At 65.5% G+C, this 12,673-nt stretch carries 12 protein-coding genes and 2 riboswitches; of the genes, 11 read left to right on the plus strand and 1 reads right to left on the minus strand.

What is annotated here, in order from left to right:
• Positions 1 to 61: 61 nt before the first annotated feature.
• Positions 62 to 1,984: an ABC transporter ATP-binding protein/permease gene (locus H0P51_RS14665; RefSeq protein ID WP_180918983.1), complete on the minus strand. Its 1,923-nt coding sequence runs from the start codon at positions 1,982 to 1,984 to the stop codon at positions 62 to 64.
• A 94-nt stretch (positions 1,985 to 2,078) separates the two neighbouring features.
• On the opposite strand from H0P51_RS14665, the gene H0P51_RS14670 reads away from it, so the two are divergent.
• From H0P51_RS14670 to H0P51_RS14720, 11 genes are all read left to right on the plus strand, one after another.
• Entirely contained in the window at positions 2,079 to 3,722 is a 1,644-nt protein-coding gene (locus H0P51_RS14670) for an acetolactate synthase (protein ID WP_180913550.1), read from the plus strand.
• 79 nt (positions 3,723 to 3,801) lie between these two features.
• A complete protein-coding gene (gene secA2 / locus H0P51_RS14675; protein ID WP_180913551.1) occupies positions 3,802 to 6,126 on the plus strand; it encodes an accessory Sec system translocase SecA2 in 2,325 nt (774 codons plus the stop codon).
• 96 nt (positions 6,127 to 6,222) lie between these two features.
• Complete coding sequence (locus H0P51_RS14680) at positions 6,223 to 6,846, plus strand: CDP-alcohol phosphatidyltransferase family protein (protein WP_180913552.1); 624 nt, start codon at positions 6,223 to 6,225, stop codon at positions 6,844 to 6,846.
• On the plus strand, positions 6,839 to 7,765 hold the full coding sequence (locus tag H0P51_RS14685) for a DUF881 domain-containing protein (protein WP_180913553.1): 927 nt from the start codon (positions 6,839 to 6,841) through the stop codon (positions 7,763 to 7,765). The genes H0P51_RS14680 and H0P51_RS14685 overlap by 8 nt, the downstream gene beginning before the upstream one ends.
• Positions 7,766 to 7,814: 49 nt before the next feature.
• On the plus strand, positions 7,815 to 8,147 hold the full coding sequence (locus H0P51_RS14690; protein WP_180913554.1) for a small basic family protein: 333 nt from the start codon (positions 7,815 to 7,817) through the stop codon (positions 8,145 to 8,147).
• Positions 8,148 to 8,151: 4 nt separating this feature from the next.
• A complete protein-coding gene (locus H0P51_RS14695) occupies positions 8,152 to 8,979 on the plus strand; it encodes a DUF881 domain-containing protein (RefSeq protein WP_180913555.1) in 828 nt (275 codons plus the stop codon).
• A 28-nt stretch (positions 8,980 to 9,007) separates the two neighbouring features.
• Complete coding sequence (gene gcvH / locus H0P51_RS14700; RefSeq protein ID WP_180913556.1) at positions 9,008 to 9,412, plus strand: glycine cleavage system protein GcvH; 405 nt, start codon at positions 9,008 to 9,010, stop codon at positions 9,410 to 9,412.
• 258 nt (positions 9,413 to 9,670) lie between these two features.
• Complete coding sequence (gene garA / locus H0P51_RS14705) at positions 9,671 to 10,141, plus strand: glycogen accumulation regulator GarA (protein WP_180918984.1); 471 nt, start codon at positions 9,671 to 9,673, stop codon at positions 10,139 to 10,141.
• Complete coding sequence (gene ftsR / locus H0P51_RS14710; protein ID WP_180913557.1) at positions 10,141 to 10,881, plus strand: transcriptional regulator FtsR; 741 nt, start codon at positions 10,141 to 10,143, stop codon at positions 10,879 to 10,881. The genes garA and ftsR overlap by 1 nt, the downstream gene beginning before the upstream one ends.
• A gap of 152 nt (positions 10,882 to 11,033) precedes the next feature.
• Positions 11,034 to 11,528, plus strand: coding sequence for a bifunctional nuclease family protein (locus H0P51_RS14715; RefSeq protein ID WP_180913558.1), 495 nt, complete (start codon positions 11,034 to 11,036; stop codon positions 11,526 to 11,528).
• A gap of 256 nt (positions 11,529 to 11,784) precedes the next feature.
• On the plus strand, positions 11,785 to 12,411 hold the full coding sequence (locus tag H0P51_RS14720; RefSeq protein WP_180913559.1) for a MerR family transcriptional regulator: 627 nt from the start codon (positions 11,785 to 11,787) through the stop codon (positions 12,409 to 12,411).
• 30 nt (positions 12,412 to 12,441) lie between these two features.
• Positions 12,442 to 12,539, plus strand: a riboswitch (glycine riboswitch).
• Positions 12,540 to 12,660, plus strand: a riboswitch (glycine riboswitch).
• Positions 12,661 to 12,673 lie beyond the last annotated feature (13 nt).

Below are 12,673 nucleotides of genomic sequence, written 5' to 3' on the forward strand. Positions count from 1 at the left end.
CACGCGCGGCAGCGCGATAGGGTGCAGCTAAGGACACCTACAACCGACAGCGACGAACGAGCTATGCCTCCGCAAGGTCCTTGTCGACAGGCCCCAATCGCCATGGTCCTCCGCCGAGCAGTTCGAGTTGACGTTGGTGATGTTGCTCGACGGCAGGGTGGTGGCTGACGCTAACCACAATGCAGTCCGGCAGTTCCGCGCGGACCAGCTGATACAGCGCGTACTCCAGGCCCGGGTCCAACGCAGAGGTTGCCTCGTCCATGAACACAGCCTTGGGTTTGGTGAGCAGGATGCGCGCGAAAGCGACCCGCTGCTGTTCCCCCGGGGACAACACCTTGGCCCAGTCCTGCTCTTCGTCCAGCCTCGCGATCAAGGGGGCCAGCGCAACCTTGGTCAGCACCTCGTGCAGCTCGGCGTCGGAGACGGCGTTCACCGCGTTGGGGTAGCACACCACGCTGCGCAGATCACCTAGCGGCACGTACGGCAACTGTGAGAGGAACATCGTCTCGTTCGCACCGCCGGGGGAGTGCAGGGATCCTGAAGCATAGGGCCACAATTCGGCCAGCGCGCGCAACAGGGTGGTCTTGCCGGAACCCGACTGGCCGGTGATCACCAGGGATTCGCCTGGTTCCAGGCGAACGTCGAGCGGGTCGATCAAGCTGTCACCCTCCGGTTTGCGCACCTCCACGTTGTGGGTCTCCACCGATCCATCCTGGGACGGTGTGTTCAGCACCGACGGCAGTGCGCGTCCCTGCTCGTTCGCCGCGACTAGGCCGTGCAATCGGATGATCGCTGCCCGCAGGTAGGCGAATGCGTCGTACTGGTTGCGGAAATACGACAGCGAGTCCGAAATTCGGCCGAATGCGGCAGCGGTCTGCGTCACGTCGCCGAACTTGATCTGACCGGCGAACAGCCGAGGCGCCTGGATTAGCCACGGTAACGGCACGATTACCTGCGACATGGACCAGTTCCAGCCGTGGAAGATGATGGAGCGGCGAACGAAGTTGCGGTAGTTGTCGATGATCGGTGTGAAACGCTGCCACAGCTGCGCCCGTTCGACACGTTCACCGCGGTAGAAGCCGATGGCCTCGGCGGCATCTCGCAGGCGTACCAGCGCGTAGCGGAATCGAGCGTTGAGCTTTTCGTTATTGAAGCTCAGCCCGATCAGCGGTCGACCCAGCCAGAACGCGACCGCCGAGGCGATCAGCACGAAAACTAATACCGCCAAGAACATTGCGCGCGGGAATACGACACCGAACACATCCAGCGGCCCGGACAGGTTCCACAGGATCGCCGCGAATGAGACCACGGATGCGACAGCGTTGACGGCACCAAACAGCAACGTCTGGGTGGTGCCGTTGGCGGGCATGTTGGGGGTACCCGCGTTGTTCGCGGCGGTAAAGATGTCGATGTCCTGCTGAATACGTTGGTCCGGGTTGTCAATTGTGTTGTCGATGAACAGGTCCCGGTAATAGGCCCGGCCCGCCAACCAATCGTCGGTCAGGTGGCCGGTCAGCCACACGCGCCAGGCGATGACGAAGCGCTGCAGCAGATAGATGTCGACAAGGTACCGCGCGATGAAAACGGCCGCCAAAATGCTGAAAACCGCCATCGAGACGTAGAACCCGTGCTTGCCGGACTGCTTGACAATCTCTCGATGAGCGGCATCACCTTGGACGAATGTTTGAACCGACGAATACAAGTCATTGGTGAAATAGCTGAACAACACGTCCAGCCGCACCGACATCAGCACCGACAGCAGCAGCACGCCCAACATCAACCACACCCGGACGCTTTCGCGCCCAACGAAGTAGCCGCGGGTGATCCGCCAGAACTGTCGGCCCCACGGGGTGAAGAACCTCATCACAACCAGCGCAAGGAGCAGACAAACGGCGCTGACCACCCACGCTATGGCCAGCCATCGCACCGAATCCTGCAGCGCGTGCGACCAGTCGATTTTCGGTTTGAACGGTTCCGGGCCCAAGGTCTTCGTCTCCTCACAGTCGAGGGTGTTCCGATCGACTGCGCGACGGAAATCCTTGGGCGAACGTACCCGAATGAATCGATAAGCTCCGGTCATGAACACCGACCCGGCCCCCGCCCAGCCCGTGCACGCCGGCCGCCTCGTCGCCCGTCGGCTCCGGGCCAGTGGTATCGACACCGTTTTCACCCTGTCCGGCGGCCACCTGTTCTCCATCTATGACGGCTGCCGCGACGAGGGTGTTCGGCTGATCGACACCCGGCACGAGCAGACCGCGACCTTCGCCGCCGAGGGCTGGTCCAAGGTGACCCGGGTGCCGGGGGTCGCCGCACTGACGGCCGGTCCCGGGATAACCAACGGGATGAGCGCAATGGCGGCCGCCCAGCAGAACCAGTCGCCGCTGGTGGTTCTCGGTGGCCGGGCGCCCGCGTTGCGCTGGGGGATGGGCTCGTTGCAGGAGATTGACCATGTGCCGTTCGTGGCGCCGCTGACCCGCTTCGCCGCTACCGCGCAGTCGGCCGAAGACGCCGGCCGGCTGGTCGACGAGGCGCTGCGGGCCGCTGTCGGCGCACCGTCCGGCGTGGGATTCGTCGACTTCCCGATGGATCATGTGTTCTCCATGTCCGATGACAACGGCAAACCGGGGGCGCTGACCTCGCTGCCGGAGAGCCCGGACGTGGACGCCGACGCGTTGGACCGAGCAGTCGGCCTACTAGCCCAAGCGCAGCGTCCCGTCATCATGGCGGGCACCAATGTGTGGTGGGGACGCGGCGAGATCGCCTTGCTGCGGCTGGCCGAGCAGCTGCAGATTCCCGTGTTGATGAACGGGATGGCGCGCGGGGTGGTGCCCGCCGACCACCCGCTGGCATTCAGCCGGGCACGGTCGAAGGCGTTGAAGGAAGCCGATGTCGCGCTTGTTGTCGGGGTGCCGATGGATTTCCGGCTCGGCTTCGGCGGCGTCTTCGGCAATGAGACCCAGCTGATCGTGGCCGACCGCGTCCGACCTGAGCGCGCCCATCCGCGTCCGGTTGCCGCCGAGGTGTACGGCGACCTCACCGTCGCGCTGTCCGGACTCGTAGAGGCAGGCGCGACTAATCACCAGAACTGGATCAACGAACTGCGCACCGCCGAGTCCGCCGCCCGCGACCAGGAACGGGCCGAATTAGCCGACGACCGGATCCCGCTACACCCGATGCGGGTCTACGCCGAGCTAGCGCCGCTGCTCGACCGAGACGCCATCGTCGTGATAGACGCCGGCGATTTCGGGTCCTATGCGGGCCGGGTGATCGACAGCTACCAACCCGGATGCTGGCTGGACAGCGGCCCGTTCGGCTGTCTGGGTTCGGGGCCCGGCTACGCGTTGGCCGCCAAGTTGGCGCATCCACAGCGGCAGGTGGTGTTGTTGCAGGGCGACGGCGCGTTCGGGTTCAGCGGCATGGAATGGGACACCCTGGCGCGGCACAACGTCCCGGTGGTGTCGGTGGTGGGTAACAACGGCATTTGGGGCCTAGAGAAGCACCCGATGGAGGCACTGTATGGCTACTCCGTGGTGGCCGAGCTGCGCCCCGGCACCCGCTACGACGAGGTGGCCCGGGCGCTGGGTGCGCACGGCGAGCTGGTGTCGGCGCCCACCGAGCTGCGGCCGGCGCTCGAGCGCGCCTTTGCCAGCGGGTTGCCCGCCGTCGTCAACGTTCTCACCGACCCAAGCATCGCCTACCCGCGCCGGTCCAACCTGGCCTGATTTGTCAGCTCTTGTCCGCCCGCGGCGCGGCGGCGTCGTCTCCGACGGCCTGACCACCGGCTTCGCGTACCGTTGGGCTGTGCCTAAGACCACCCGTTCGCAACCTGGCCGGCTGAGCGGCCGATTTTGGCGCCTGCTCGGTGCCAGCACCGAAAAGGACCGCAGCCGCTCGATGTCGGTGGTGACCGCATCCGAGGAATACGACAAAGAAGCCGCCGACCTCAGCGACGAGAAGTTGCGCAAGGCATCGGGGCTACTCAACCTGGACGACCTCGCGGATGCCGCCGACATTCCGCAGTTCCTCGCGATTGCCCGGGAAGCGGCCGAGCGGACTACCGAGCTACGTCCCTTCGACGTGCAGCTGCTGGGCGCGCTGCGCATGCTGGCCGGCGATGTGATCGAAATGGCCACCGGTGAGGGCAAGACGCTGGCTGGTGCGATCGCCGCCGCGGGTTACGCGCTGGGCGGACGGCACGTGCATGTCGTCACCATCAACGACTACCTGGCTCGCCGCGATGCGGAGTGGATGGGCCCGCTGATTGAGGCGATGGGCTTGACGGTCGGCTGGATCACCGCGGAGTCGACCAGTGAGGAGCGCCGGACCGCCTACGGTTGCGACGTCACGTACGCCTCGGTCAACGAGATTGGGTTCGACGTGCTGCGCGACCAGTTGGTCACCGACGTCGAGGACTTGGTTTCCCCGAATCCGGACGTCGCGCTGATCGACGAGGCCGACTCGGTTCTGGTCGACGAGGCACTGGTGCCGTTGGTGCTGGCCGGCACCAGCCACCGGGAGACCCCACGGGTGGAAATCATCAAGCTGGTCGGCCGGCTGAACCCGGAAACCGATTTCGACACTGACTCCGACAGCCGAAACGTTCACCTCACCGAGGCGGGCGCGCGCAAGGTCGAAAAGGCGCTCGGCGGCATCGACCTGTACTCCGAGGAACACGTCGGCACCACCCTGACCGAGGTGAACGTCGCTCTGCACGCGCATGTCCTGTTGCAGCGCGATGTGCACTACATCGTCCGCGATGACGCCGTGCACCTAATCAACTCCTCCCGCGGCCGCATCGCGCAACTGCAGCGCTGGCCGGACGGGTTGCAGGCCGCGGTCGAGGCCAAGGAGGGCATCGAGACCACCGAGACCGGCGAAGTGCTCGACACCATCACCGTGCAGGCGCTGATCAACCGCTACGCGACCGTGTGTGGGATGACCGGCACCGCGCTGGCCGCCGGCGAGCAGTTGCGCCAGTTCTACAAGCTGGGAGTCTCGCCGATTCCGCCTAACACCCCCAATATCCGCGAAGACGAGTCCGACCGGGTCTACATCACCGCCGCGGCCAAGAACGACGCGATCGTCGAGCACATCGCCGAGGTGCACGAAACCGGGCAGCCGGTGCTGGTGGGGACCCGCGACGTCGCCGAATCCGAGGATTTGCACGAGCGCCTGATGCGCCGGGACGTCCCCGCGGTGCTGCTCAATGCCAAGAACGACGCCGAGGAAGCCGCGGTCATCGCCGAGGCGGGCAAGCATGGCGCGGTCACTGTCTCGACGCAGATGGCCGGACGGGGCACCGACATCCGGCTGGGCGGATCCGACGAATCTGACCACGACCGGGTGGCCGAACTTGGCGGATTGCACGTCGTCGGCACCGGACGCCACCACACCGAGCGGCTAGATAACCAGCTGCGCGGACGTGCGGGGCGTCAAGGCGACCCGGGGTCCTCGGTGTTCTTCTCGAGCTGGGAAGACGACGTGGTGGCGGCCAACCTGGATCACAACAAGCTGCCGATGCAGACCGACGACGACGGGCGCATCGTCAGCCCCAAAGCGGCCGGGTTGCTCGATCACGCGCAGCGGGTCGCCGAAGGCCGGATGCTGGATGTGCACGCCAACACTTGGCGATACAACCAGCTGATCGCCCAGCAGCGCGCAATCATCGTCGACCGGCGAAACACCTTGCTGCGCACCGCAACCGCGCGCGAGGAGCTGGAGGAGTTGGCGCCGAAGCGGTTCAAGGAGCTCGCTGAGGAACTTTCCGAGGAGCGACTGGAGAAGATTTGCCGGCTGATCATGCTGTATCACCTGGACCGCGGCTGGGCCGACCACCTGGCCTACCTGGCCGACATCCGGGAGAGCATCCACCTGCGCGCACTGGGCCGGCAGAACCCGCTCGACGAGTTCCACCGGATGGCGGTGGACGCCTTCGCATCACTGGCCGCCGACGCGATCGAGGCGGCGCAGCAGACTTTTGAAACCGCCAACATCCTCGAGGACGAACCGGGGCTGGACCTGTCCAAGTTGGCGCGGCCCACCTCAACGTGGACGTACATGGTCAACGACAACCCATTGTCCGATGACACGTTGTCCACGCTGAGCCTGCCCGGGGTCTTCCGCTGAGTCCTTGTCACCCGATGTGATGGGGCTGCCAAACCCGGCATCGGATTCGCAGTGGGGTTACGTTCGCGAAAAGAAGGCACGTTAAGGTCACGGCTCATGGAGGCAGGGCAAGCCCGAGATCGAGTGCTGACCGTGCCCAACGTACTGAGCGTCATCCGCCTGGCCTTGATTCCCGTCTTCATCTACCTGATGCTGGTCGGCCACCACAACGGCTGGGCGGTGGCGATTCTGATGTTCAGCGGATTCTCCGACTGGGCCGACGGCAAGATTGCCCGGCTGCTCGATCAGTCGTCGCGGCTGGGCATGCTGCTGGATCCCGCGGTCGACCGCCTCTACATGGTCACGGTGCCGATCGTGCTGATGTTGAGCGGAATCGTGCCGTGGTGGTTCGTCGTGATCCTGGTGGCCCGCGACGCGGTCCTGGCCGCAACGCTGCCGCTGTTACGCAGTCGCGGTCTGTCCGCGCTGCCCGTCTCTTATGTCGGCAAGGCCGCCACGTTCGCGCTGATGTCGGGTTTCCCGCTGGTACTGCTCGGTCAGTGGGACGCGTTGTGGAGCCGTATCGTGGGAGCCTGCGGGTGGGCGTTTCTGATTTGGGGCTTGTACATGTACCTGTGGGCTTTCGTGCTCTATATGGCACAGGTGGTCCTGGTGATGCGCCAGATGCCCAATGTCAGGCGCCGGCGCCCCGCCACGCCGGGAGCTGGTGGACATGGCTGAGTCCGATCGGCTGCTCGGCGGTTACGACCCCAACGCCGGCTACAGCGCCCACGCCGCTGCCGCCCGCGCCAAGAAGATCCCCGTTCCATCGTTGCTGCGCGCGCTGCTATCCGAGCATTTGGACCCGGGATACGCGGCTGCAGCTGCGGATCGGGAAAGCCGCGACCAGCCCGAAACCGGCCGCCAGCGTGCGTTCGGCTGGATGTGGCAGGCGCTGGCTGCGACCCTGGTTGCAGCCGTGTTTGCCGCGGCGGTGGCGCAGGCCCGCTCAGTGGCTCCCGGCGTGCGCTCGGCGCAGCAGCTGTTGGCCACAAACGTGCGATCGACGCAAGCCGCCGCCACTAAGCTGGCGCGGCAACGCAGTGCGCTGGCGGCCAAGGTCGACCAGGTGCAGCGCCTCGCGCTGGCCGACGACGCCGAGGGGCAACGGCTGCTCAACAGCCTGGACGCACGCAGCCTGGCGGCAGCCAGCACTGCGGTGATCGGCCCGGGGCTAACGGTCACAGTGACCGACCCGGGCGCCGGCCCGAACCTGTCCGACGCGTCCAAGCAGCGGGTGACCGGCAGCCAACAGATCATCCTCGACCGCGACCTGCAACTTGTCGTGAACTCACTTTGGGCCAGCGGCGCTGAAGCCATCTCGGTCGACGGGGCGCGGATCGGTCCCAACGTGACGATCCGGCAGGCCGGTGGCGCAATCCTGGTCGACAACAATCCCACCGGCAGCCCGTACACCATCATGGCGATAGGGCCACCGAAGTCGATGCGGGACACCTTCGATCACAGTCCAGGGATGCGTCGGCTTAGGCTGCTGGAGGCCTCCTACGGCGTCGGCGTGAGCGTGAACGTGGGCGATGGCCTGTCATTGCCGGCCGGCGCGGTCCGGGACGTCAAGTTCGCCACACAGGTCGGGCCGTAGGAATGCGCAGTGCAATGGGGAAGACAATCCAGACGGGAATCACGCACGCATGATCGGTATCGCCGCCCTTGCCATCGGCATCGTGCTGGGCCTGATCTTTCATCCCAGCGTTCCCGAGGTCATCCAGCCGTATCTGCCGATCGCCGTGGTCGCTGCGCTCGACGCGGTATTCGGCGGCCTGCGCGCCTACCTCGAGCGAATCTTCGACCCGAAGGTGTTCGTCATCTCGTTCGTCTTCAACGTTCTGGTGGCGGCGCTGATCGTCTACGTCGGTGATCAGTTGGGCGTCGGCACCCAGTTGTCCACCGCAATCATCGTGGTGCTGGGAATCAGGATCTTCGGCAACGCGGCGGCACTGCGGCGTCGCCTGTTCGGGGCGTGACCGGATGACGTCCGAGTCCGACGACGCAGGCGAGGCCGAACCCGGCGGTAAGACGACACCGGCGGTACGCCGTGGGCGCCACGAGCTGCCCAGCGACCGGCCCGCTCGCTCGCGGGGCCTCAAAGCGTTCCTGGGCGGCGGCCGGTCCCGGCTGGCGTTCGGAACGTTGGCCGTGTTGCTGTGCCTGGTGCTGGGGGTCGCGATCGTCACCCAGGTCCGCCAGAACGAGTCCGGCGACTCCCTGGAAACCGCCCGCCCTGCAGACCTGTTGGTCCTGCTGGACTCGCTGCGACAGCGGGAGGCGACGCTGAGCACCGAAGTCGCCGATCTGCAGAACACCCTGAACGCACTGCAGGCATCGGGCAGCAACGACCAGGCCGCGATCGAGAACGCGCAGGCGCGACTGGCCGCCCTGTCCATCCTGGTCGGCGCGGTCGGCGCGACTGGGCCTGGCGTCGTGATCAAGATCGAGGACCCCGGCCCCGGAGTGGCCCCGGAGGTGATGCTCGACGTGATCAACGAGCTGCGTGCCGCGGGCGCCGAAGCGATCGAGATCAATGACGCGCACCAGTCCATCCGGGTGGGAGTCGACACCTGGGTGGTCGGTACCGCCGGTTCGCTGACCATCGACAGTAAAACGTTCGCTCCGCCGTATTCGCTTCTGGCCATTGGCGATCCACCGACACTGGCGGCCGCGATGAACATCCCCGGCGGGGCCGAGGACAGTGTGAAACGGGTCGGTGCACGCATGTCGGTCCAGCAGGCCGACCGTGTCGAGGTGACTACCTTGCGGCAACCGAAAACACGCCAATACGCTCAGCCCGTCAAGTGAACTAGCCCACGACCAGAACAGGATCACCGTGACCGAAATCCCGTCCGATCTGCACTACACCGCCGAACACGAGTGGGTTCGCCGCAGCGGGGACGACACCGTCCGGGTCGGGATCACCGATTTCGCGCAATCGGCGCTCGGAGATGTCGTCTTCGTTCAGCTGCCCGACGTCGGCACCGAGTTCACCGCGGGTGACTCGTTCGGCGAGGTGGAGTCCACCAAGTCGGTCTCGGACCTCTACGCCCCGGTCTCCGGAAAGGTCTCCGCGGTCAACGGTGAGCTGGAAGGCAGTCCACAACTGATTAACTCGGACCCCTACGGGGACGGCTGGCTGCTCGAACTCCAGGTCGATGCCGGCGACACCGCCACGCTGGACACTGCCATCGCCGGACTTCTCGACGCTGAGGCCTACCGCGGCACATTAGCCGAATGACGATTGCTAAGGTCCCGAAAGCGTTGCGGGACGAATCGCGGATCCCAGAGATCGTTCAGGGGATCTAGGTGAAGCCGGGGTGTCGGGCTTACGATCCTGCAGTGGTCGGCACATCGCGAATCCGTGCGCGGTACGGTCGGTACTTGAAGCGCTAGAGCAGTAACGAGCAGTACAGACGCTAGATCCGAGTAGGAAGCGGGCCGCCCGGCCCGGTCAGGCAACGCCACAGCGGCCAGTGAGGAGCAGCGGGTGACGGACATGGACTCAGCAAGCGGACACGACCAGGGCGACGAAGTCACGGTGGAGACGACCTCGGTCTTTCGCGCCGACTTCCTCAACGAATTGGACGCCCCCGCCCAAGCGGGCACCGAAAGTTCGGTGTCGGGAGTGGAGGGACTTCCGGCCGGCTCGGCGTTGCTGGTCGTCAAACGCGGACCCAACGCCGGTTCGCGCTTTCTGCTGGATCAGGCCATCACGTCTGCCGGGCGGCACCCCGACAGCGATATTTTCCTAGACGACGTCACCGTGAGTCGTCGGCACGCCGAATTCCGTTTGGAGGGCGGCGAGTTCAACGTTGTTGACGTCGGCAGCCTCAACGGCACCTACGTCAACCGAGAGCCGGTTGATTCCGCCGTACTGGCCAACGGCGACGAAGTTCAGATCGGCAAGTTCCGGTTGGTCTTTTTGACCGGACCCAAGGGTGACGACGACGGGGGATCGGGAGGCTAGTGAGCGCACCCGATAGCCCGGCACTCACCGGGATGTCGATCGGGGCGGTCCTGGACCTGCTGCGACCCGACTTCCCCGATGTCACGATCTCCAAGATTCGCTTCTTGGAGGCCGAAGGGTTGGTGACGCCGCAGCGCGCGGCATCGGGTTATCGCCGGTTCAATGCCTACGACTGTGCGCGGCTGCGCTTCATCCTGACCGCACAGCGCGATCACTACCTGCCGCTGAAGGTGATTCGCGCCCAGCTCGATGCCCTGCCCGACGGCGAACTGCCCCCGATCGGATCTCCTTACGGGGTACCGCGTTTGGTGTCGGTGAACAACGACGATTCCACCGCCAGCTCCGACGCAGGCGCCGGGTCACCCATCGGCGCACGGCTCAGTCGGGAAGCGCTGCTGGAGCGCTCCGGAGTCGACGACGCCCTATTGAGCGCACTGCTCAAAGCGGGGGTGATCACCACCGGGCCGGGTGGCTTCTTCGACGAACACGCGGTTGTGATCCTCCAATGTGCCCGTGCGCTGGCCGATTACGGTGTCGAGCCGCGGCATCTGCGGGCCTTCCGGTCCGCGGCCGACCGGCAGTCGGACCTGATCGCGCAGATCGCCGGGCCGCTGGTCAAGGCCGACAAGGCGGGCGCGCGTGACCGTGCCGACGATCTGGCCCGCGAGGTGGCCGCGCTGGCGATCACGTTGCACACCTCGCTGATCAAGTCCGCCGTTCGCGACGTTCTGCAGCGGTGAGGACTAGACTTCGGACGACAGCTTGGTGTTCGACGGCATGGTCGCTAAACCCCCGGGTCAGGCCATGTGCACCACGTCGTTTTTCGGCCGTTTTCCCGGTCGGAGCACCGAGCCCTGAAGCGGACATTGCGGCGTGCGGAGGGCAGACACAGATGGGTGAAGTTCGTGTTGTCGGCATTCGCGTAGAGCAACCGCAGAACCAGCCGGTTCTGCTGCTGCGCGAGACCGACGGTGACCGCTATCTACCGATCTGGATCGGCCAGTCGGAGGCCGCGGCTATTGCGTTGGAGCAGCAGGGCGTGGAGCCGCCGCGGCCGCTGACCCATGACCTAATCAGGGATCTTATTGCTGCGCTTGGGCATTCGCTCAAAGAGGTGCGCATCGTGGACCTGCAGGAGGGCACCTTCTACGCGGACCTGATCTTCGACCGCGACATCAAGGTGTCCGCCCGGCCCTCGGACTCGGTGGCGATCGCGTTGCGGGTCAACGTGCCGATTTACGTCGAGGAGTCGGTGCTGGCCGCTGCCGGTCTGCTGATTCCCGACGAGGGCGATGAGGAGGCCGGAACAGCCGTCCGGGAAGACGAGGTGGAAAAATTCAAGGAGTTCCTCGACAGCGTCTCACCGGACGACTTCAAGGCGACCTAGCCGGCCCCCCGCCGGTACCCACCGAACGTCACGGATGCGTCTCATATCACACAACGGATTGTCGACACGCCAGCGGGATAACGCCCACTCATCGAGCCGGCAGCCATACTTTGATGACGAGTTGATGATCAACCCGGAGCACGGCAGCCACCGAACAGCGTATGCTCTCTAATCACTCGGACCTGAGATAGCGTGGCTGTTGGGGCAGCCAGTGCCGCAGCTTTTGACCACAGCGCGATCGGCGAGAGGACGCACCGTGAGCGAGCAGCCACGTCAAGAACAGTTGGATCTTGCCGACCGGACCGCCACTTCAAGCACCCAGAGCGGCCCCACAGCCGCCGAATCCGTGCAGCCCGGGCTGTTCCCCGACGATTCCGTGCCCGACGAACTGGTGGGTTACCGGGGACCGAGCGCGTGCCAGATCGCCGGGATCACCTACCGTCAGCTGGACTACTGGGCCCGCACCTCACTGGTGGTGCCATCGATTAGGGGGGCGGCCGGTTCGGGCAGCCAGCGGCTCTACTCCTTCAAGGACATCCTGGTTCTCAAGATCGTAAAGCGTCTGCTCGACACCGGGATTTCGCTGCACAACATCCGCGTCGCAGTCGACCATCTGCGCCAGCGCGGCGTGCAGGATCTGGCCAACATCACCCTGTTCTCCGACGGCACCAGCGTGTACGAGTGCACTTCGGCCGAGGAGGTGGTTGACCTGTTGCAGGGCGGCCAGGGTGTGTTCGGCATCGCCGTGTCCGGCGCCATGCGCGAGCTGACCGGCGTGATCGCCGACTTTCCCGGCGAGCGTGCCGACGGAGGCGAATCAATCGCGGCCCCCGAGGATGAGCTGGCTTCCCGTCGCAAGCACCGCGACCGCAAGATCGGCTGACTACGCAGCAGCGTAAACTGGATCCCGCATCGCTCTCGCGCGGGAGAGTTCTGTGGCCGCCAGCCACAGACGCCGAAGGAGCAATACCTCTCCGTCAACCTCTCAGGCACCAGGACCGCGCCGGACAACGATGCCTCTGGAAAGCGGTGACGACCCCAAGCGGGTCCTCACCCGCCGATGGGGAAAGGCGCCTGCCGGCGCCGAATCTCTCAGGCGCTCGGTGCAACGGGTGAAGACAGAGGGAGAGGGCCGCTAGTCCTCT

Origin of the sequence: Mycobacterium vicinigordonae, from assembly GCF_013466425.1 — a bacterium.
Taxonomy (GTDB): Bacteria; Actinomycetota; Actinomycetes; order Mycobacteriales; family Mycobacteriaceae; genus Mycobacterium; species Mycobacterium vicinigordonae.

What these genes read in the sequence shown, in the direction of transcription:
- H0P51_RS14680 (WP_180913552.1), top strand. Translation starts at nt 6,223, where the DNA reads ATGGAGGCAGGGCAAGCCCGAGATCGAGTGCTGACCGTGCCCAACGTA.
- H0P51_RS14690 (WP_180913554.1), top strand. Translation starts at nt 7,815, where the DNA reads ATGATCGGTATCGCCGCCCTTGCCATCGGCATCGTGCTGGGCCTGATC.
- H0P51_RS14670 (WP_180913550.1), top strand. Translation starts at nt 2,079, where the DNA reads ATGAACACCGACCCGGCCCCCGCCCAGCCCGTGCACGCCGGCCGCCTC.
- H0P51_RS14695 (WP_180913555.1), top strand. Translation starts at nt 8,152, where the DNA reads ATGACGTCCGAGTCCGACGACGCAGGCGAGGCCGAACCCGGCGGTAAG.
- H0P51_RS14685 (WP_180913553.1), top strand. Translation starts at nt 6,839, where the DNA reads ATGGCTGAGTCCGATCGGCTGCTCGGCGGTTACGACCCCAACGCCGGC.
- H0P51_RS14715 (WP_180913558.1), top strand. Translation starts at nt 11,034, where the DNA reads ATGGGTGAAGTTCGTGTTGTCGGCATTCGCGTAGAGCAACCGCAGAAC.
- garA (WP_180918984.1), top strand. Translation starts at nt 9,671, where the DNA reads ATGGACTCAGCAAGCGGACACGACCAGGGCGACGAAGTCACGGTGGAG.